This window comes from Shewanella donghaensis (assembly GCF_007567505.1).
GTDB lineage: Bacteria > Pseudomonadota > Gammaproteobacteria > Enterobacterales > Shewanellaceae > Shewanella > Shewanella donghaensis.
This window is the reverse complement of sequence record NZ_CP041783.1, coordinates 1,407,572-1,430,030: the sequence shown is the minus strand read 5'-3', so window position 1 is coordinate 1,430,030 and position 22,459 is coordinate 1,407,572. Positions and strand designations below refer to the sequence as shown.

Sequence of the window (22,459 nt, the reverse complement as noted above, 5' to 3'; positions counted from 1 at the left end):
GAATTACGTCCGTGGGATAACGTTAGCGAGTACTGTGATGATATTTTTTATTAAAAAGTTAAAGATGATATCTAACAGAGAAACAAATAGTGAGATATTCAGAGGTAAGATCTAAAATTAATCAACTGAATAAAAGTTAAAGCTTTGATAGAGAAAAATGTATAGCTACGGATAATATTTAACAATATGGGAGTTAAAAATTGGTTGAGGATTACTTTAGATAGCTTGTTTTTTATAATGATATTAGGCCGAGACCCTATAAAGGCTAACGGCCGTGTGCTTGATTAATAGTCTATGGTTAATTCGATTAACTGTGCGTCATCATCGTAAGAAGCAAAGTTTGCTTCCATTGAGTAATCTGAACTATTTAAGACCAATGTTTCAAAATTATCTTCAATATTGGGATAACGCTTAATGAAATCAGCCTTGTTGGTGGGGATGTTATATTTATTTAAAATAGCTAAAAATTGTTGTTCTGACTGTTCTTCAAGTAATGACTCTGTCAGTCTTATTTTAGTTATATTGTTACCTTCAATATTAAAGAGTAAATTATTACTTGCTATAGCCCACTCTCCGTCATCATTTAATAAAATTTTATTAAATATTTGGTCATTAACTACAGAATATTGGCTAGATTTATTAGGATTGAACATACTTTTTAAATCAAATTTATCAAGTTGAGAAAATGCGATATTTGTATTTGGTTTAAGGTTATTATCTGATGTGACAACAAATCCATTTAATAAATCTTCTGGTTCTTCTTGGTACGAACTATTATATGTCTCAAACTTTAAATACAAATTAGACTCGTTATTAACTTTATAATAGTCACCATGTTTTTCTTTTTCAGGAAAAATAAGACTTACTCTTGTTAGATTTTCTCGATATCTAATATCTTCTTGAATCACCCAACTGTTACTATCAAAGTTCTCACTATAAACGATCATGTTTTTACCATGACTATTCAACATATTGACATTATGAGTAATCTTATCAATCTTGCCTTTTTTGACAAAAAACCATAAATTTCTTCCATATGCGAAAGCTTTAGAACCATCAGATAACAATAGTTGTGCGCTCGCTGGACCTAAACTATCTAATGATGACTCTGAGTCTTGTATGCTAATTCCATAAGCACTAGATGGAGTAATGATGGGAGAAGGTATTTCATAATTATCAGCTTCAATAAGTATATTTTCGTTTGTTTGCATATCAACTGATATTACAACGTCGCTTTGGACAATTTGTGCGCCTTTATTATTATACGGAGTTCGATTTGAACTTAAGGTTTTATCATTGTCACAAAGCTTTATGTAATCTACAGATGTACGAATATGAACCTGATTTACTTCTCTCACAAAAGGTCGTACAACTTCATCATATACTCTTACATATCTATCTATATGAGATGTATGTAAATTATTGATGATAACCGCATCAGCATTGAGTGTTTTTGCATTTTCAGTGAGCCTCAGCAAACCTCTGCTTAAAGCTTTATTTTGTATAACTTGAGCTGATAACGTTTCTATTTCTTTTTCAGAAAATATTTGATTTGCCTCAATAACATCATTGTTATCTACTTTTTTAATTATAGTAGGAGGACAATTAGGTATATAGCTAAGTATTTGTGGTAGGTCTTCAGATGCTGAAGCTGTTAAAGGTAATACCAGTGCCATTGATAATGCCACTTTTAATCTATTAATTTCCATCTATCCTCCATGATAAATTTAATGGTAAATAAACCGTCTTTCATCGACAGCTAATATAATATTATTAACTGCTCTATGGGTATTAGTACAGATTTTTTTACTTTTAATCTTTGTTTGTATCTTTGGGTTAGTGATGTTTGGCAGTTTTTGTAAGTAAAAATGTAGCCGTTAAGTGCTTTTGATCACATTTCATTTCTGTGCTCAGAACTTCAATTAAAACATACACTCAGAATGTCACTATCCATTCAGATTAAGAACCTAGTATGACTTTAATTGAATCACTGACTATCATGCTTGCACTGGCATATAGCATAAGTTTGCTTTTTTATAGTGGCAAAAAAATTGGAGCCGGATTAACCGTAATTGTTGCCGTTGGTGCTGCTTGTATTACTCTCTATTGGCCACTTTTTGTGGCAATTGGCGTAGCTGCAATTGTTATGGCTATTTTCCATAAAGTACGACCAGAAGCGGCGAAAGGGGATGTGCGACCTAATGTTATTCGGCAAGCAATCCATCATTTATTGACCTTATCGATGCTATTGGTTGGCTTACAATTTGCGATAAATTCAATCATGTTGCATCAAGGTGTTACTCCTTGGCTAATGCGCCCCGATGTGGGTGATGCGTTTTTACCTATTGCTGGAGGTATTGAATTAAAAGCCATTGTTATGCTAGGTATTTGGGATCCAAGTCATCCCGCTGCCGCAGTGATGCTTGCAGCTGTTTTACTTACGGGTGTTTTTTGTAAAAGGGCTTTCTGTGGTTGGGCATGCCCAATTGGCTTAGGCTGTGAATACTTGTATAAGATTAGAAAGCATTTTATTAAGGGTGAGTTTATGCCACCTGCTTGGTTAGATTGGATACTACGGTCTTTAAAATACCTTATCCTCGCTGCGCTGCTTTATATTGTTCTTGGTATGTCAGCTTTAGGTATTCCGGGCTACCTAAATGGCAATTACCACAAAGTTGCTGATTTTAAAATGGCCTATTTTTTCCTTTCACCTTCAATGATTACCATGATGGTGTTTGGCGTGTTAATTTTTATAACGGCATGGCGCAGACAGGGTTTTTGTCGATATGTATGTCCATATGGTGCAGGACTAGGGTTACTTAGTTTTCTAAGTCCTTTTAAAATTCGTCGCGATAAACAACATTGTTTAATCGAATCAAAAGGTATGAGTTGCGATAAGTGCACTCGTGCTTGTCCTGCCAATATTGAAGTACATGTTCAAAAAGATATTCGTTCTGATGAATGCCAAGCGTGTATGCGATGCGTATCGGCTTGTCCGAAGAAAGAGGCTTTAGGATTTAAAATGCGTAATGGCTGGTCGCTATCGACTCGTGGCATTGTAGTTGTTTTGTTTGCCTTACTGTTTATGTTGCCTTTAATTGCCTATGTAGCAGGTTTTTGGCATAGCGAAGTCACTGATGAATTAAAAATGCAATTGATTCATCATCTCAATCAAATTGGTCATTAATGATCGCTATTGTTAGCGTATATACCCACTAAATCGTTAATGTCGTTTACTCATTTAAGGAGTTGAAAATGGATTTTCAAGTACTGTCAGAACAAGAGATTTTAGAGATTGCCACGCCCATAATGGATAATTTGATGCAAGGTTCGACAGAGATTGACCATGCTAAACATGTTCAAGACTTCACTGACAGAGCTAAAGCTATTGTTACCAAAGAGCATCTAGAGTGGGTGTGTGCAAAGTATCAAGCTGAAAAAGGCCATTGGGAAAAGCGCGAACCTATTGCAGTGCTAAGGCGACCAGACTCAGCAGCCGTGATCTGGAAACAATATTGCTCGAACGTTGAAGGTGAATATGTTGCTGAAATTGTTTTAGTTTACCTTGATGGCCGGTTTTTAGTTGATCATGCAATGGTGTTTTAACAGCTTTATTAAGTTTGATGGTAAGTGGGAAATAATAAAAGCCTCAGATACTCTGAGGCTTTTTTGTTTGTCATTTCTTGTAATGAGCCAAAATCTATTTGCACAGTCAAATTTTGTTGAGTATGTTGTGAAGATAACTTAGCCAAAAATAACTAATGGTAAGCAATATGAAAGGATTCATGGCTGTTGTATTTTTAACAGTTTTTATGTCATTTAACACTACAGCGACAGAGGTAGAGTTTGATTATAATCAATTTATTAAAACCTATTTTAATGCATGGAAAGGAACGCAAAAGCCTAATGCCACAAAAGAAGACTTGGAACGTTATCTGTCACTATTAACTGATGACGTGGGCTACCAACATCTGCCATATAGTAATGACGACAGCCGTACCCCTGATGGTAAAACTGGTTTAAGAAAAGGCATGAGTTATTACTTAGGGATGCATGATGAATATCAAGTAAAGTTAACAAATAAGTCATTTGGGCATAATGTCATTATGATTGAGTTTCATACAAAATCTAAAGGGATTCATCCTGATAATAATCAAATGATTGTTAATGACTCAAGCTCGTTTGAAGTTCTAGAGTTAGATAACGGCAAAGTATCAGTGATTCGCCACTATAGTAAGTAGCAAGTAGCAAGTAGCAAGTAGCAAGTAGCAAGTAGCAAGTAGCAAGTAGAGAATAGATAGCAGTAAAGGAAACGCTGTCAGGAAAGCATAGAAATAACATAATTAAACAGAGGTATTATATGGCTGGAATCGTTGATTTATCAGAACTGTTGCAATCAATGTCGCCGGAGCTCCAAAAAGGTGAGTTTGTTTTTTGTCATGTAAATGGCCGGATAGCAGATTATATACACCTAGACCCTTTAAGTTTTTTTAATGAAAGTGAAGGGCTTACATTAGTGTTACCTGCAGATGTAGCTGTGCAAGCTTACTTACCCTTTGAATCTAGGTTTAACCAAATTACCTTGACGGTGCACTCAAGTCTTAATGCTGTGGGGCTCACAGCTGCGATATCGGCTAAATTAACCGAATATGATATTAGTGCTAATGTCATTGCAGCTTACTATCATGACCATATTTTTGTGCCGATAGAAAAAGCGGCTCAAGCGATGAGTGCTTTAAACGAATTCAAACAAATACCTCAATAGCCATTTCCTTTTCTACACCTTTGTTATTGAGTCACTTATATAAACCGCTCATATTAGTGACTCTCCATATGAGTCACTTTTTGCAAACCTCCCTTGCAATGTCTATTAAACATGCCGCTAATTTAATGATTATATTTGAATTTTTACCTGTAATAACTTTATACTGAAGCCAGAGTAACAACTTGGTAATTTACCGTTAACAGACTTGTTTAAAACAAACTATTAATGGTGAAGTGAAACGATCGATATTAATGCAAGGGAAGGTTATGGCTGATAAGAATAACGATAAAACATCAACAGAGCTTGTTGCCGAAACAATGGAACAACCTGCGGCGCAAACTGAACCTTCAGTAGATACTATGGCTGACAAAGCCAAGAATCAAAAAATAAGAAAAATCACCAATGTCATTTTAATCGTGGTGAGCTTTTTATTCCTCTTTCACCTTATTGCTGACCGCTATATTCCTTCAACCGACTTAGGACGTATCCGTGGCTTTGTAGTACCCATAACGCCGCAAGTGTCTGGTGAAGTCATCGAAATTCTCACAACACCAAATACCTTAATTAATAAAGGTGATGTGCTGGCCATAATTAATCCAAGAGATTATGAAATTGCCTTATTTACCGCTGAGCAGAATGTGACTCAAGCAGGTCAAAATATGGGGGCGCTAACAGCCAATGTGACCGCTGCAAAAGCAAAAGTGGCTAATGCTGAAGCAAACTTTACCAATGCTAAAGTGCAATCAAAGCGTATTTTTACCATGGTTGAGCAGCAAGTAATGTCTGAAGCAGATGCTGATAATGCTAGAGCAGAGCTCGCCAGTGCTGAAGCTGGCGTTGCCAGTGCTAATGCTGATCTTGCGAAAGCGGAGGAAAGACTCGGTTCAGAAGGTGAGAATAATACTGCGGTTAAGTCAGCATTATTGGCGTTAGAACAAGCAGAGCTAAATCTCGCACGAACTCAAATTAAAGCCCCAACGGATGGTGTGGCATCTAACTTTCGTTTAAAAGAAGGTTTTTATGCCAATGCAGGGCAACCTATCATGACCTTTATCTCATCTGAAGATGTTTGGATTGAAGCGAACTTTAGAGAAAACAGTCTTGGTAATGTTAAAGCCGGCGATAAAGTTGAGTTTGCACTAGATTATGCACCAGGTGAGATCTTTACCGGTAGCGTTGCTTATATCGATTACGGGGTTGATTGGGGGCAAAGTGAGCAAACAGGCAAGCTTGCTCAAACAACAGGTCAAACAGGTTGGTTAAGACAATCGCAGCGTTTCCCGGTGACGATTCACTTTGACCGAGAAGAAGCGAAAGGCTTACGTCGAGTAGGCGGGCAAGCGGATGTGATGATTTATACCAGAGAGAGTTCAATCATGAACTTGTTTGGTAAATTCTGGATCCGTGTGGTTAGCTGGTTCTCTTATGTCAGATAACGGATCTGTTAGTAAAGCGTCTGATGCTGATTTTGCTGAAGCGATTTTTACTCGTCGAGTACTTCGCTTCACATTAGGGATCGGTGTTGCTGTTGCAATTGCGGCTGTTTTTGATTGGCAACTTGCCTTTATTTTGCCAGTTCTGGTTGCGAAGTTTTTGGTTGATCGTGTAGCACCTACAATGCAAACCGTTTATGAGTTACTTATCTCAATGGTGGTGACTATTGGAATAGCATGGCTTGTGAGCTTTGGCCCGGTGCAATATCCGATGGTGTTATTGCCATTGCTGGCCTTGATGATGCTATGGGCTTATTACCTATTTTCAGATCCTAAATGGAATTTCTTTGCGACAATATTTATTGTTTCAACCTTGGTATTGCCATACCTCGGGATTTTGCATCCAGGAGCAGCCATTTTCTTTGGTGTTGGTTTAAGTTTTTCAGGTGTGGTTGCGGTGCTTATTTTCACACTACTGCATATTTTATTGCCTGATTTAGCCCCTGAGAAAGATCTGCACTCAGAATCTGAGCTGACAAAAGATGAACGTTTATATGAGTCGGTTAGGGCGCTTATTATTTCGTTTCCTGTTATTACCTTCTTTTATTTATTTGAAATTACTGGTGCATTATTGACGATGATTTTTATTGCCATTTTATCGCTACAAGCAGCGGGCAGTAAAAGTGTCAAAGTCAGTTTGTTTTTGTTAATTACCAATGGCATTGGTGGTGTGTTAGCGATTGTGTTTTATAACATGCTGGTTATCGTACCTGAGTTGGCTTTTTATATTGGTCTAGCAATGATTGCGGCTTTAGTGTTTGCACAAAAAATTTATTCAGACCCTGCTAAAGCTCCGATATTTGCCGGAATATTTTCCGCATTATTAGTCGTGGTCGGCTCTACAGCGTCATCGACTGATGCCGATGTTGCTGCCAACTTCTATATTCGAATTGCGCAGTTATTTCTTGTGGGGGTTTATATGGTTGTGGCTTCCTTTTTCTTAGAAACACGAAATTGGAAGTTCTTACAGCAGAAAAACTAATTCGAGTCTTTTCATTATTGGTGGAGCAATATGCAAGAAGTTGAAGCGGTTGATAAAGTAACAAAAATAGATTCAATCCCTTTGTTTCGTGCGGAATATATGGTGCCATTTATTGAGCGCTTAAAAGACTTTGAAAACAACATTTATCCCATCATTGAACAAGCCAAACTACCTGAAAGCATATTGACTGCTGAGCATGAATTTGTAACTGAACAGTCTGTGCTTAATTTACTCAAAATTGTCTCAAACCGATTAGGTGGGAAGCGCTACGCTGAATGGCTACTGCAAATAACCAGAACCATCTTCATCCCACAGTATCTCGCAAAATTCTCCCTAAACTGTAGTGTTAAAAAAGCAATAAAAGAGCTGGTTAAAGTCGTTAATTTTGAATCTAAACACACAGATATTCAATTAAAAACGGCCTTGGGAAAAGTCTGGTTTGCACGATATCGACATAAAGAAGACCCTGAAGAGCATGATTTAGCTGAACAGTTTGCTATGACTGTCATGGTAGCGTTTATTCGCGCCATAACTCACAGTAAGTGGTGCCCTGTTGATATCGCGTTGCAATCACAAAACGTTAATAGCTACCTGTCAGTGTTAGGGAGTGATAATGCTCAAATATTTACTGGAAGGCGTGTTACTGCTATCAGCATTTCTGATGAGGTGTTACGGCAAACGATTAAAGTGAAACAAGGTTGGCAGTCGATGAAAAAAGCGGTCGGTAAAAGCCCTGACAGTTTTGCTGAAAGCCTACGTTATGCCTTGTCTCCATACCTTTCAATGGGACGTTTACCTATTACCACTGCTGCTGATTTGCTCGGGCTTAGCGTTAGGACTTTACAACGTCGTTTGGCTGAAGAAAATGTGAGTTATACCAATATGGTCGAAGATATTTGGTTTAAGCAGGCAATAGGGTTATTAGTTGACGAAAACCTGGCCGTTACACAAGTATCAGCGACTTTGGGCTATGCTGATGTCGCTCATTTTTCGAGGGCTTTTAAACGTAAAGCTGGTTTATCGCCCAGAGCGTATAAGAATTCGCTTAGTTAAACAGGTATAAAGCCTGTGTAAGTTTAAAGAATATAGAAGAAAACTTCAAAAATCCTGCTTTAAACAAGTAGATGTTATTAAAGTTTGGTTAAATTATTGTTTTTTACTTGCCACTACTGTTTTGTTTTACTATTTACGCTATATTTTATTTCAGAAACTATCGTTGATTTAATAGTTTAAAGTTATTTTACTCATTTCATTAACGCTACTATCCCGTCAAATAAACGTAATTTTTGAGACTGGGATTTAGATGTTATCAAGCCTACTAGACCGTTATTTTTTAGCGGTATGCCATTAAACAGGGATAGACAATTTATGAGCGATAAAAAGATATCGACAGCCGGTGAGTTTACCAATGCGACTGTAGATGCTGCGATAAAAATTGCGTTGATTTTTATTATGGTTATATGGTGTTTTAAGATTATCCAACCATTTATTATGCCCATTCTTTGGGGCGGAATTATTGCCATTGCACTTTACCCTGTGGTGACATTTATAAGTAACCGTCTTAAATTGTCTTTAGGCAAGTCAAGCTTACTGATTACCTTGCTTGCATTAGCTGTTTTATTAGTGCCAACTTTCTTATTTTCTGGAACAATAGTCTCAAGTACGCAAGACTTTATTGCTGAAATTCATGATGGCACTTTAGTTATCCCACCACCTAAAGAAGCGGTAAATAAGCTGCCTTTAGTGGGGGATAATCTTTATGAACTATGGTCAGACGCATCATCAGATTTAGAAGATGTCGTTAAAAAGTATTCTGAAGAAATTAAAGCGTTTTCAACCAAGGCTGCTGGTGCAATGGGCAGTTTTGGCATGACAGTATTGCAGTTTTTGATTTCAATCATCATTGCTGGTGTGTTTATGGGTAGAGCATCAGGCTCTAGTCAGATGTTCCATAAAGTCTCCGTAAGGCTTGCGGGTAGTCATGGTGAACAGTTCTCTGAACTCGCAGTAGCAACAGTAAGAAGTGTGGTTCAAGGGGTTATTGGTGTTGCCTTTATTCAATCGATATTGGCTGGAGTTGGCTTAGCATTAGTAGGGGTTCCTGGAACAGGGATTTGGATGTTACTGGTATTAATTCTAGCGATTATTCAGTTGCCGCCAATCTTAATTTTAGGCCCTATTATCGCGTATGTTTTCTCGGTTGAATCGTCGACAACTGCAATTATCTTTATGATTTGGAGCATTTTAGTCAGTGCAAGTGATGCATTCTTAAAGCCAATGTTAATGGGCCGAGGGGTCGATATCCCTATGTTGGTGATTTTATTAGGTGCTATTGGTGGGATGATTTTATCCGGCATCGTAGGGTTATTTGTCGGCGCGGTGATTTTAGCATTGAGCTACAAACTCTTTAGCGCATGGTTAGTGGTTGAAACTGCTGATATGGATAATGAAGATATTTTAGATAAACCAGAAGCGCCACAAGGATAAATCGCAATATGGTTAAGCCCATGTCTCAAGAGGATAATTTTAGCTACCTATTAGGCTCGCTAGTGTTAGTCCTCTTAAGTGCAGCATTTGTAGAGCAATTTTTTGAGCAAGGACAAATGATTGTTGTTGCGACTACCGTTATGAGTCTGTCCATATCGGTTATTGGGCTTGGAACTAATAAAAAATGGTTCCGTTCAATATTTGGTTTAATGATAACCACACTGGTGATAGCCAGTGTTGGTTCAGTATTTGAATTGCTTAATCTGGATATTGTCGCGTTACTCACCGTGCTCGCTTTTTTGATAATGGCAACATGGCGAGCAGCTAAACAAGTATTATTCAGTGGCGTTATTTCTTCGAACCAAATTATAGGTTCAATTTGTATTTTTTTATTACTGGGGCTTATTTGGGCATTTATCTACCTGTTGTTAATTGAATTTTTTGGTAGTGCTTTTAATGGTATAGAAGCCCGTAATTGGACTCATAACCTTTCAACTGCCATTTACTATAGCTATATCACTTTAACTACAGTGGGTTACGGCGAGATTTCCCCTGCGCTTCCGATGGCGCGTTTCTTTGCTTTTGCTGAAGCTATTTGCGGTCAGTTTTATATGGCTATTGTTGTAGCAAGTTTAGTGGGCGCTAAAATGTCACAAAGTGATTCGTAGTATCATCATAACTGTAATGACAGTTCAAGACTGAACTATGATAGTTATAAGATTAATAGAGTGGATATACAATTAATGAGTTATATGAACTGTTTTATTCAGAGAGTATAAGGTGTTATGTATTGAGGGAATACAGACTGATGTTAGTCGATAGGCTTTACTTTTAAGCTTGGTAAAGTGATTTATTCTTAATGAAGAGGTCGCATGGAACTATCTAAAAAAAGTGTACTGATTGTTGATGACATGGATGCTATTCGTAAGATTAGTTCTGACCAACTTCGCCGTTTCGGTCTTGGTCATGTTTACCAAGCTGATAATGGCGCTAAAGCGCTCAAAATCCTTGAAAATCACCCCATAGATTTGATTGTTTCAGATTGGAATATGCCTGTAATGACGGGTATAGAGCTCCTTCAAGCAGTTCGAGAGTCATCGCAATGGCAGCATATTCCCTTTCTAATGATGACCGCAGAAGCGGCAAGAGAAAGGGTTAGCCAAGCGATTGCTGCTAATGTGACTGATCTCGTTATAAAACCATTTAATACTATTACTTTACAGCAGCGAGTGGTGAAATGTTTGCAAGGCAAAGTGAGTAATACTAGTGCTAAAATTCCATCATCAGAAAATTTATCTGCTCAGGAAAATGAAGTTGATCAGTTAACCCTCCAAGTTTCATCAGATAAGTCGCTTAAAGCCTCAGTGTTGATCGTTGATGATACCACTGATAATTTGACCTTAATTGGTGGACTCTTAAAGGATGAATATCAAGTTAAATTAGCTAAGAGTGGAGCTAAGGCATTAGAGATTGCGCAGTCATCATCAGCCCCAGATCTTATTTTACTCGATATCATGATGCCCGAAATGGACGGGTTTGAGGTTTTAAAGCAGCTTCGTGCACATGCCCTCACAGAATCTATCCCGGTTATTTTTGTTACCGCGCTTTCAGAAGATAAGTACCAGATCCAAGGGCTAAATTACGGCGCAGTTGATTATATTAGTAAGCCAATACAGCCTGAATTGTTGAAATTAAGAGTTAGAAATCTAATGGCCTATGTGCAAATGCATAAACGTCTGCAGTCTGATTTTGACAATATGATAGCGACAGAGAAACTCAAAATTGAAGTGCAGCAAGTCTTTCAGCATGATTTGAAAGGACCTATATCTGGCTTAATGTCATTAATAGAACAGTTAAAACATGATTCTCATATTTCAAAAGCCAGTACTGAAAATTTATTATTAGCAGAAGACTTGTCAGTGCAATTGCTGAATATGGTAAATATGTCGAGTGAATTGTTTAAAATTGAAACGGGTCGTTTCAATCTAAGCGCTAAGCCTTTTTCTATTGTTGATTTATTGCAAAAAATCATCTCCGTATTAAAGAAAACTTTTCAAGTTAAGCACCTATTGATTTACCTTGATTGTGAAGACAACGGTGATGAGGATTACCAAGTGTTAGGTGACGAAGCGCTTAGTTATTCAATGCTATTTAATTTAATAAAAAATGCCTGCGAAGCTGCGCCTAACAAAACACGCATATCTTTATCATTGCATGCTATTAAAGCGAAAGACAAGTCGATGATGGGGGTTTCTATTCAAAATTTGGGCATAGTCAATGCCGATATTCGTGATGTTTTTTGGGATAAATATACTTCTTCCGGTAAAGAAGGTGGCACTGGAATCGGTACTTACTCCGCTAAGTTATTAGCAGAGGCGCAGCTTGGTCATGTGGCATTGGTTGTCGATGAACAAACTAATACCACGACCGTTTCGGTATTTTTGCCACAAGCGTAAGCCATTATTATTCGCCTCGATGACAGAGATTATTTGCCAAAGGAAATTGAATGGAATTAAACACAATACTCATCATCATCACGGTCGTTTTTTTAATTCTAGCGGGTTGGTGTTTTTGGCGACTGCGCTCTGAAGCTAATGAAGATATTGCCCGTTATTTTGAAGGGAGTAAAAATCGCGTTTATTTCGGTCTCATTATTGTTTCATTTTTGTGTTCCATTTCTAGTATTTCCGCTATTGGTTTGAATGTTGCTTATAAACACGATCTAGAAAAGAGCGGTTTAGCATTAGAGTCGGTTTCTAAAACTACCGATGCCGCATTAGCTTCCTGGGTAGCAGGCTGGAAAGATCGCGTTGGTGCAGTTGCGACTAATCCACTATTAATTGAACGTACAAAGTTATTAATTGAGCTGGGAGATAAAAAGGAGCAATTAGTTAATAATGAACATGTGCTTTGGTCGAGAGAGGCTTACGGCCGTTATAGCGAATCATTTGGCTCGTTAGGTTTTTTTATAACGTCATTAGATGGTTTAAACCTTTCTTCTAATAGGGATACCAATATAGGGGAAATGAATATCGTAAAACGTATTTACCCCGAAATTTTTGATGCTGCGATACAGGGACAAACCGTAATAACCCCACCTATGCGATCTGATGTTCCTTTATCAAACCCTTTTGGTATTAAGCGTTCAGAAACACCTACTATGTTCGTTTTAAGTCCAGTTACCAAAGAAGATGGCACTGTATTAGCGATATTGTCGTTAAGAATTGATCCCTACATTGAGTTTGCAAGTTTAACAAAAAGTGGCGCAGTGGGTGATACTGGTGAATCATATTTCGTTGATCCAAAAGGGCGGATGCTTTCCCATAGCCGATATGAAGGTGAGTTGGTTTCTCTGGGGTTATTAAATGAAGGGCAAATGTCTGTTCTTAATCTAATTTTGACGGATCCTAAACGAGAGTTAACGGCAGAAAATCCTGCTAATGCGAATCATAATGAAGGCGAACTTACGCTTTCGGCTAAAGCAATTAATCTAAAGAAAGATGGTTATAGCAATAAGAGTTACCGAAATTATTTAGGTATTGATGTTATTGGCGCGTGGAAGTGGGATCAGCGTTATGGCTTTGGCATTGTGACTGAAATGTCTTTAAAAGAAGCCAGTAATAATTATTACTTCTTCAAAAATATTATCGTGATGTTAATCAGCCTCATTTCGGTGTCTTGCATATTGCTGACGCTTGCGAGTTTGTGGCTTAGTCGCCATGTGCATCGACGATTTCAAGTGAGTAATGAACGCTTGGAAAAGACCATTACGATTCGCACTAAAGATATACAAGATCGCGAAAGCCGTTTGTGGGATTTATACGAAAACTCAGCAGTAGCGTACGCAACGTTAGATTCTCTAGGGCAGTTTACCAAGCATAATAAACAGTTTGCTCAAATAACAGGTCATGATAGGACAGAGTTTTCAGATCTTTTATGGATGGATGTCCTGTCTACTGACGATGGTAAATCTGAAGAGATATTTAATGAAGCATTAGCCGGTGTGAACACGTCAGATGCGCGTTTAGAGTTGACGACGAATTCTGGGTCTAGGTTAATTGTTTCATTATCAACAAGGGTAGAATTTGATACAAAAGGGCAAGTCACTGAAATTCGTCTATCGCTACTGGATATTGATGATCAAGAAACGATCCGTGCAGAGATGCTTAACAACCAACAGCAATATCAAACCTTGGTAGAAAACATTCAAGGCGCAGTATTCCGATGTCATTATGTTGATTTATTGAACAATGATTTTACAGTGTTTTATATCAGTCCTAATTTTGAACACATCACCGGCTACCCAGTAAGTGACTTTATCGGTCTCGATCCCAGAAGACGTTTTATTCAGCTTGCCGTTGGCTCAGATGGAGAAATTTTCTTTGATATGGTGCGTAAAGCGGCATCATGTAATGAAAAAGTTTTAGTCGATATGAGGATCATAAACCGTGCAGGCGAACTTCGCTATGTTCAGGTTATGGGCAAGTTTGAAGTTACCGAAAATGATGAAAGAGGATTTTTCGATGGTACCGTATTTGATATTACGGAACAAAAATTAGCTGAAAACTTATTACTGGATTCAGAAGAAAAACTCGAAGTCGCCGCAAAAAGTGCCCAAATGGGAATGTGGGATTTTTACCCAAATGAAGAACGGGTCGTGGTCAATCGGATGTATGCCAAAATGCTGGGTTATAAACCAATGGACTTGTGTTGTGAGGATGATAAATGGGCTAATTTAATCAATGGTTCTAATACCTTTATGGAAATAGTCCACCCTGATGATAGATTACAGATTTCTAATCCACAGGGTGACCTAGCTAGTACAGGTAATACAATTTTACGCCAAGAATTTAGAATGCTCAGAAAAGATGGTGCTTATGACTGGATATTAAGTATTGGGCAACCTTACTCATTTGATAACAACGGTATACCAGATCGCATTAGTGGCGTTCATATTAATATTAATGAAGCCAAAGAATTACAAACTGAGCTTGCTACTGCAATTTCTGCTGCTGATACGGCTAACCAAGCTAAAAGTGATTTTTTAGCAAACATGAGCCATGAAATTCGCACGCCAATGAATGCCATTATTGGAATGTCTCATTTAGCGTTAGAAACTGATCTATCCAGACAACAACGTAACTTCATCGAGAAAACCAACCGCTCGGCGCAATCCTTGTTGGGGATTATTAATGATATTCTTGATTTTTCTAAAATTGAAGCAGGTAAGTTGGATTTAGAAAATATTCACTTGAGCATTGATGAAGTGCTTAATAATGTGAATAACCTTATCGGTATTAAGGTGGCTGATAAAGGTTTAGAACTGCTATTTGATATTGATACTAACATCCCAAATAACTTACTGGGTGATCCACTTCGTTTAGGCCAAGTGCTATTAAATCTTGCAAATAATGCAGTTAAGTTTACCGATAAAGGTAATATTATTATTGCAGTCAGATTAGACAATCAAACAACGGACAAGGCCTTTCTTACTTTCTCAGTAACAGACTCTGGGATTGGAATGACTCATGAGCAACAGTCAAGATTGTTTAATGCATTCTCACAAGCAGATGCCTCTACAACACGAAAATACGGCGGTACAGGACTTGGTTTAGCCATTTGTAAAAATTTAGCTGAATTGATGAGTGGTGAGTTATTTGTATCGAGCGAACTTGATCAAGGTAGTACTTTTAAATTAAGTTGTTCATTCGACCTCAGTCTATTAATACCCAGTGAGAAAACGACAGATTTGAATAAGAGTTTTGAGGGAAAAACCGTGTTGTTAGCTGATGATAATTTGGCTGCCCGAGAAATTATTTCAAATCTATTAACCTCACTGGGAATGAAAGTTAAGGCGGTTAATAATGGTCAAGATGCGATCGATTATCTGGCTGGAGGGCATAATCCAGCAATTGCTATTGTGGATTGGCAAATGCCTGACGTTGATGGAGTAGAAGTTGCTCGGTTTATCGGTGAACTTACTTCAGATGATAAGCCTAAACTCATTATGATTACTGCTTTCGGGAAAGAGGAGCTACTGATGAGTGCGACCGACGTGCACTTTGACAGTATTTTAACTAAGCCTATTACTCCTTCGCATTTGGTCAACACCCTATCAGCGGTGCTTACCGATAAAAAGTTGCCAGACTTCAACAGTAGTAAACATACCAAGTTGTCCCAAGCGCTATCAATACTCGCTGGTGCTAATGTGCTTGTTGTTGAGGATAATGATTTAAATCAAGAGCTTATTCAAGAGATATTAAATAACAAACAGATTGCAACAGTAATTGCAGAAAATGGTCAGCATGCGATTGATTTAATGATGGAGCATGAGTTTGATGGTGTATTAATGGATTGCCAAATGCCAGTGATGGATGGTTACACGGCAACGTCTTTGTTACGAGAAATGCCGCAATTTGCCACTATTCCAATTATTGCCATGACAGCAAATGCCATGTCTGGCGATCGAGAAAAAGCGATAGATTCAGGTATGAATGACCACATACCTAAACCCATTGATGTTGAGTCTATGTTTATCACTATGGCGCAATGGATTATTCCTGCAAACCCAATCAATGCAGAAGAGGTGTTAATGACACCTTCTGAAGATATGGCTTTAATGAGTCATGCAAGTGCTGTTATTGATGGAGGGAATACAAGTGCAGTTAATGCATCTAGTCACATCAACTCAGAATTAGGATTACAACGCACTCAAGGTGATGTCGCGCTATACAATAAATTATTATCCAAATTTGTCATTGGTCAAAAGTCATTCACTGATAACGTTAAACAAGCACAGAAAGACAATGACATAGCGTTGCTTCACCGCTTAGTTCACACCCTAAAAGGCGTTGCTGGCAGTATTGGCGCTGAATATTTAGCTCAAGTAACTTTAAAGCTTGAAAATGAATTAGCGACGCCATTAGCTCATCAGTTCATGGCTGCACTCGATGAAGTTTCGAAATCCTTAGCAAATGTATGTAATGACATTGAGACTTTACTACCACAGCAAACTAACAAAGTGCAGTTAAGCTTGAATAAAGAAGAGGCCATTAATACGTTAGAAGCACTAATGAGTATGTTGGCTAGCTTTGATATGGAAGCGACAGATTATTTAATTAACCAAGGTGAATGTTTGAATGTCGAACCCTTTATAAAAGAGTTTAAACAGCTGGAGAAACAATTAAATGAGTATGAATTAGATGCCGCACTTTCAATTGCTACAAGTATGCTTGAACAATTAAGAACGATGTAATTATAAGATGATTTATTAAGTAAATAATAGCTATGTAATACCGCCGTTATAGCTAATAGCAGGAGATAAGATGGATAAGCAGACAATTTTAGTTGTTGATGATACCCCTGAAAATATCGATGTTTTAGCTGGTGTATTAAAAGCTGATTATCACATTAAAATTGCCAAAAATGGTGAGTTAGCAATAAAAATTGCTAACAGTATCCCATTGGATTTGATTTTACTCGACATCATGATGCCGGGTATTGATGGCTATGAAGTTTGCCGGCAACTAAAACAGGATGAACGCACACGTCATATTCCGGTGATATTTGTCACTGCAAAAATATCTGCGGATGATGAATTAAGAGGTTTAGAATTAGGTGCTGCAGACTATATTACAAAACCATTTAACCCCCCAATTGTGCAACGACGAGTTCAAACTCAGTTGGCGCTAGCAAATCAAAGTCGTGTGCTGGAAAGTCAGGTTAAGCAAAAAACCGCTGAAATAGCTCAAAACCAACTCAATGTTATCCGCAGGCTTGGCCGGGCTGCAGAGTATAAAGATAATGAAACTGGGATGCATGTTATTCGCATGAGTTATTACACCCATATACTTGCATTAGCTGCAGGGTTAACTGATGCGGATGCGCAATTATTGATGAATGCGGCGCCAATGCATGATGTCGGTAAAATTGGTATATCCGATGCTATTTTAAAAAAGCCTGGAAAGCTCGATTTTGAAGAATTTGAAGAGATGAAAAAGCACTGTGAAATTGGGGCAGAGATCTTAGGTGATAAAGACTCCGTATTACTTGATGTAGCCCAGATGGTTGCCTTAACGCATCACGAAAAATGGAATGGTTCCGGCTACCCTAAAGGCTTAAGAGGTGAGGATATACCACTTTATGGACGTATTGTCGCTATTGCAGATGTATTTGATGCTCTAACCAGTGAGCGCCCCTATAAGCAAGCTTGGACGGTGGAAGATGCAATTGCATTAATACAAAAAGAGGCTGGTTCTCATTTTGATCCGAAACTCGTGCCACTTTTTGTTGATAATTTAGATCAAATTCTTGAAATTAAGGCTAAATTTAAAGATAAGCCTTAAACGAGAATTAACGTTGAATTTTTATTGGCGCTTAATGGTAAGTAATAGTGAATGCGATAGATATAATAGCTTCATATCGAGTTCAGCAGTGTTAATTAAGAGTCATTTTCTAAAGGTGATTTAGGAGTGGTTAAGCAACTAACAAGTATTTTGTTGCTTATTTCTGAAAATGATAGGTTGTTCGAGTAAGTTAAATCAGTCGAGCAACGACTTAATAATATGCAGTTCAGTACCATTAAAACTCATTTACGTAATCATAATCTTACTGTTTAAAAGGATATACCAATGTCTAAGTCGCTTCTTAATAAAAAAATGCTTTTAGCCGCCGTTATGGTTCCTGTACTACTTACTGGCTGTGCGACAGGTGATACCCCAGAAGCTAAAAAAGCCAATGCACGTAAAGAAACTCAGTCAGCTCTTCAAGAAATACATAAAGAACATAGCGGCGCTAAGGCTGCAATGGCAGAGTCGGTTGGCTATGTAGTGTGTACTGGTAGTAACAGTTACTTGTTTGCTTTATCAACAGGTGGTGGCGTGTGTGTACTGACAGCTAATGGACAAAATTCTTATTACCGTTTTGCAACAGGTGGTGTCGGTGCTGGTATTGGCTGGAAGCAAATGGCTTTTATTCAAGTATTTATGGATAACGATGCTATGACGCGCTTTAAGGAATCGGGTTATGAAGGCCAAGCACAAGCGGAAGCAAGTGCAAAATATGAAGACAGCGGTGACCAAGCATCTGCTAACCAATCAGCTGATGTTTCCGGTGTTAAAACTTATCAAGTCAACTTAATGGGCGCAGCAGCTCAAGCTACAGTGCAAGGTTATAAATACTGGCCAACAGATTTTTCTGATGATTTCATGGAAAATGAAGAGGATAAATAAACCTACTTAGCAAGATTGCTTCAATTGAGTAATAATTAGTTTAATTAAACCGCAATAGTTAACGCTATTGCGTTTTTTTTATATTCAAGAAAGTGAGTTAACTTATTGACTGTTGTTGGAAAATTGACCGTAATCAGCTTTTGTTACTGAGGTTTTGACATCGGAGTCATCGCTTTCGTTTAATCATTGACCTTTTATCATTAATATTGCTTTGCGTAACTCGCCCAATGAGCTAAATTACTCATGTAAGGATAAGAATAAGATTCAGGATGAATGTGTTTTAAGGTGGGTTGAAGTTGATTTCAGTATATTTAGTGGATGATCATGAGTTAGTGAGAACCGGTATTCGTCGTTTATTAGAAGATGAACGAAGTCTCAAAGTTGTCGGTGAAGCGCCTGATGGTGAAACCGCTGTGCAATGGTCTCGCCAAAATGAAGCCGATGTTATTCTTATGGATATGAATATGCCTGGTATGGGTGGCTTAGAAGCCACACGTAAAATTTTACGTTACCAACCAGAAGCGAAAATCATCGTATTAACTGTGCAAACTGAAGATCCTTTTCCGACTAAAGTCATGCAAGCTGGCGCATCGGGTTATTTAACCAAAGGCTCAACTTCACCAGAAGTTTTACGTGCTATACAGCAAGTTTCGCGTGGACAACGTTATCTTTCACCTGAAATCGCTCAGCAAATGGCATTAAGCCAGTTTAATCATTCTGATGAAAATCCGTTTAGCAGTCTTTCTGAGCGTGAATTGCAAATCATGCTGATGATCACTAATGGTGAGAAGGTCAACGATATCTCTGAAAAACTCAACCTAAGCCCTAAAACTGTCAACAGTTATCGCTATCGTTTGTTTGCAAAATTAAATATTGGTGGTGATGTTGAGTTGACCCGTTTGGCTATTCGTTACAAAATGCTTGATGCCAGTTCTTTTTAATTTATAGGTGCAGAACCAAACTGGTATTTCTCACCTATCCTAGGATAGTTAATGCCATCTCGCTTTAATTCAACATCATTTTTAAAAACAGTTTCTTCTTCGCCTGGTGTTTATCGCATGTACGATGACAAAGGCGATGTGATTTATGTGGGCAAAGCAAAAGATCTAAAAAAACGCTTATCGTCTTATTTCAGAGCTAATATTCCCCACGTAAAAACCCAAGCTTTAGTCGCTAGAATTGCCAATATTGATGTCACGATAACTCACAGTGAAACCGATGCGTTATTACTCGAGAATGATTACATCAAACAATACATGCCGAAGTACAATGTATTGTTGCGTGATGACAAATCCTATCCCTACATTTTATTAAGTGGACATAAGCATCCACGTCTAGCTTATCACCGTGGCCCCAAGCGTGAAAAAGGCCATTACTTTGGACCGTACCCTAATGGCGGCGCGGTCAGAGAAAGCTTACATCTAATGCAAAAGTTGTTTCCTATTCGTCAATGTGATGATTTGTACTATAAATCTCGCTCACGTCCATGTTTACAATATCAACTTGAACGTTGCAGCGCGCCATGTGTTGGGCGAGTGAGTGATGATGAGTATTCAGAGCAAGTAAAACTCGCGAGTTTATTTTTAAAAGGCAAAGATCAACAAGTCATCAGTGAGCTGGTGGTCAAGATGGACGACGCGGCGACAGAGCTTGAATACGAATTAGCCGCGCAGTTTCGAGATCAAATTACCGCCTTAAGACGAGTCGCTGAGCAGCAAGAGGTGTCTAATCACAAAGGTGATATGGACGTTATCGGGGTTCATTACGCGTCAGGCATAGTCTGCTTCCATTTATTATTTATTCGAAACGGGAAAATATTTGGCAGTCGCAGCTATTATCCAACGGTACCAGCGCAAACTGATCTAGAAGAAGTACTCGCTTCGTTCATGGGGCAGTTTTATTTAAATGCCGATATTCAAAGAACCATTCCTAAAGAAGTACTATTAAGTCACTCCTTTGAAGAGATTGCGACTTTACAACAGACTATTTCAGTAGCCTTAGATCGTAAGTTTGAAATTAAAACTCACGTCAGAGGTGAGCGAGCCAGTTTCTTACGCTTGGCATTAACTAATGCAACCAATGCGGTGAATACGCGACTTTCGCATAAGAACACAGTTGAGCAACGTTTACAATTGTTAGAGGAGGCATTAGAGCTTGGTCATCAAATTCAGCGAATGGAATGTTTCGATATCAGTCATACCATGGGAGAAAGCACGGTAGCCTCATGTGTGGTGTTTAACCGTGAAGGGCCACATAAGTCTGATTATCGCCGCTACAATATTAATGGCATTACGGGTGGCGATGACTACGCCGCCATGGAGCAAGCGCTAAGTCGCCGATTCGATAAAATTGATAATAACGGCAAAGTACCGGATATCGTATTTATTGATGGTGGGTTAGGGCAATTACGTATTGCCCAGCAAATAGTAGATGAAAAATGTGTGCATCTAGATAATGCCCCATTACTTATCGGAGTCACAAAAGGTGAAGGGCGCAAAGCTGGACTTGAAACATTTGTATTCGGTGGATCTGAAGATACCTTTGAATTACCAAGTGACTCGCCCGCTTTTCATTTAATATTGCATATTCGCGATGAGTCCCATCGTTTTGCTATTACGGGCCATAGAAACAAACGCCAGAAAACCCGTAATACTTCAACACTAGAATCTATTGCTGGAGTCGGCCCTAAACGCCGTAAATTATTGTTGCAACATTTGGGCGGTATTCAGGAAGTTAAGGGGGCAAGTGTGGCGGAATTAACAAAAGTACCGGGAATTAGCTTAGAAATGGCACAAACAATCCACGATGCATTGCGAGGGGGATAAAATTAAGGCAAAATTGGCGCTGCTTTCGACTTTGTGGTTTCTTTCATGCCTTTTAATTTACCTATTGCATTAACCTTATTTCGGCTTTTATTATTGCCGGTATTTGTTGTTGTTTTTTATCTTCCTTATTCATGGGCACCTTTTGCGTCTGCATTGATCTTTTTTCTTGCTGCAGTGACGGATGCTTTAGACGGTTATGCCGCGAGAAAATTAAAGCAGTCAACTCGCTTTGGTGCTTTCTTAGATCCTGTAGCAGATAAAATTATGGTGACTACAGCATTAGTATTGCTGGTTCAGCAAAATGATAATATTTATCTTACGTTAGCTGCATTGTTTATGATTGGCCGAGAAATTGTGATTTCAGCGCTTCGTGAATGGATGGCTGAAATCGGTAAACGTGGTGTTGTTGCTGTCTCATGGATTGGAAAATACAAAACGGCAGCACAAATGGCGGCAATTGTGGGTTTAATTTGGCAACCTAATGAGTTGTTAACTAATTTAGCTTATGTTTTGTTCTATGTCGCTGCTGTGCTGACTTTCTGGTCGATGATGAGCTATATTTCAGCGGCTTGGAAAGACTTAACCGCTGAGTAGTGCAATTAAACTTCAATCAGTTTATTTAGTGTTCATTCAGTCGATTTTGTTGAAAACAGCAATTGACACCGACACTTAAATCG

The 22,459-nt window shown here is 38.4% G+C and carries 17 protein-coding genes; 16 read left to right on the top strand and 1 reads right to left on the bottom strand.

Annotated elements, in window-relative coordinates; translation table 11 throughout:
• Positions 1 to 284: 284 nt before the first annotated feature.
• The gene (locus FPK91_RS06035; protein ID WP_144209393.1) at positions 285 to 1,709 is read right to left on the bottom strand and encodes a hypothetical protein; all 1,425 of its coding nucleotides are present in this window, start codon (positions 1,707 to 1,709) and stop codon (positions 285 to 287) included.
• A gap of 263 nt (positions 1,710 to 1,972) precedes the next feature.
• Between FPK91_RS06035 and FPK91_RS06030 the strand changes: the two genes are divergently transcribed.
• From FPK91_RS06030 to pgsA, 16 genes are all read left to right on the top strand, one after another.
• Positions 1,973 to 3,187, top strand: coding sequence for a 4Fe-4S binding protein (locus tag FPK91_RS06030; protein WP_144209390.1), 1,215 nt, complete (start codon positions 1,973 to 1,975; stop codon positions 3,185 to 3,187).
• A 68-nt stretch (positions 3,188 to 3,255) separates the two neighbouring features.
• Positions 3,256 to 3,606 (top strand): hypothetical protein, encoded by a 351-nt coding sequence (locus FPK91_RS06025; protein WP_144209387.1) that lies wholly within the window; start codon positions 3,256 to 3,258, stop codon positions 3,604 to 3,606.
• 167 nt (positions 3,607 to 3,773) lie between these two features.
• Positions 3,774 to 4,241, top strand: a complete 468-nt coding sequence (locus FPK91_RS06020) for a nuclear transport factor 2-like protein (RefSeq protein ID WP_144209384.1) — start codon at positions 3,774 to 3,776, stop codon at positions 4,239 to 4,241.
• Positions 4,242 to 4,360: 119 nt separating this feature from the next.
• Positions 4,361 to 4,765: an ACT domain-containing protein gene (locus FPK91_RS06015; protein ID WP_144209381.1), complete on the top strand. Its 405-nt coding sequence runs from the start codon at positions 4,361 to 4,363 to the stop codon at positions 4,763 to 4,765.
• 266 nt (positions 4,766 to 5,031) lie between these two features.
• On the top strand, positions 5,032 to 6,201 hold the full coding sequence (locus FPK91_RS06010; protein WP_144209377.1) for an HlyD family secretion protein: 1,170 nt from the start codon (positions 5,032 to 5,034) through the stop codon (positions 6,199 to 6,201).
• Entirely contained in the window at positions 6,191 to 7,240 is a 1,050-nt protein-coding gene (locus FPK91_RS06005; RefSeq protein WP_144209375.1) for a DUF2955 domain-containing protein, read from the top strand. The genes FPK91_RS06010 and FPK91_RS06005 overlap by 11 nt, the downstream gene beginning before the upstream one ends.
• 30 nt (positions 7,241 to 7,270) lie before the next feature.
• Positions 7,271 to 8,293 carry a helix-turn-helix domain-containing protein gene (locus FPK91_RS06000; RefSeq protein WP_144209372.1) on the top strand — a complete coding sequence of 341 codons (1,023 nt, stop codon included), beginning with the start codon at positions 7,271 to 7,273 and terminating at the stop codon, positions 8,291 to 8,293.
• A 315-nt stretch (positions 8,294 to 8,608) separates the two neighbouring features.
• Positions 8,609 to 9,727, top strand: a complete 1,119-nt coding sequence (locus FPK91_RS05995; protein ID WP_144209369.1) for an AI-2E family transporter — start codon at positions 8,609 to 8,611, stop codon at positions 9,725 to 9,727.
• Positions 9,728 to 9,747: 20 nt separating this feature from the next.
• On the top strand, positions 9,748 to 10,395 hold the full coding sequence (locus FPK91_RS05990) for an ion channel (protein WP_158638068.1): 648 nt from the start codon (positions 9,748 to 9,750) through the stop codon (positions 10,393 to 10,395).
• A 204-nt stretch (positions 10,396 to 10,599) separates the two neighbouring features.
• Positions 10,600 to 12,183: an ATP-binding response regulator gene (locus FPK91_RS05985; RefSeq protein WP_144209363.1), complete on the top strand. Its 1,584-nt coding sequence runs from the start codon at positions 10,600 to 10,602 to the stop codon at positions 12,181 to 12,183.
• Between the two features lie 50 nt (positions 12,184 to 12,233).
• A complete protein-coding gene (locus tag FPK91_RS05980; RefSeq protein WP_144209360.1) occupies positions 12,234 to 16,982 on the top strand; it encodes a response regulator in 4,749 nt (1,582 codons plus the stop codon).
• Between the two features lie 70 nt (positions 16,983 to 17,052).
• On the top strand, positions 17,053 to 18,072 hold the full coding sequence (locus FPK91_RS05975) for an HD-GYP domain-containing protein (RefSeq protein ID WP_144209357.1): 1,020 nt from the start codon (positions 17,053 to 17,055) through the stop codon (positions 18,070 to 18,072).
• Positions 18,073 to 18,357: 285 nt separating this feature from the next.
• A complete protein-coding gene (locus tag FPK91_RS05970) occupies positions 18,358 to 18,957 on the top strand; it encodes a lipid-binding SYLF domain-containing protein (protein ID WP_144209354.1) in 600 nt (199 codons plus the stop codon).
• A 296-nt stretch (positions 18,958 to 19,253) separates the two neighbouring features.
• Complete coding sequence (gene uvrY, locus FPK91_RS05965; protein ID WP_144209352.1) at positions 19,254 to 19,898, top strand: UvrY/SirA/GacA family response regulator transcription factor; 645 nt, start codon at positions 19,254 to 19,256, stop codon at positions 19,896 to 19,898.
• A gap of 51 nt (positions 19,899 to 19,949) precedes the next feature.
• Positions 19,950 to 21,782: an excinuclease ABC subunit UvrC gene (gene uvrC, locus FPK91_RS05960; RefSeq protein WP_144209349.1), complete on the top strand. Its 1,833-nt coding sequence runs from the start codon at positions 19,950 to 19,952 to the stop codon at positions 21,780 to 21,782.
• A 45-nt stretch (positions 21,783 to 21,827) separates the two neighbouring features.
• Positions 21,828 to 22,376: a CDP-diacylglycerol--glycerol-3-phosphate 3-phosphatidyltransferase gene (pgsA, locus tag FPK91_RS05955; RefSeq protein WP_144209346.1), complete on the top strand. Its 549-nt coding sequence runs from the start codon at positions 21,828 to 21,830 to the stop codon at positions 22,374 to 22,376.
• Positions 22,377 to 22,459: the final 83 nt, after the last annotated feature.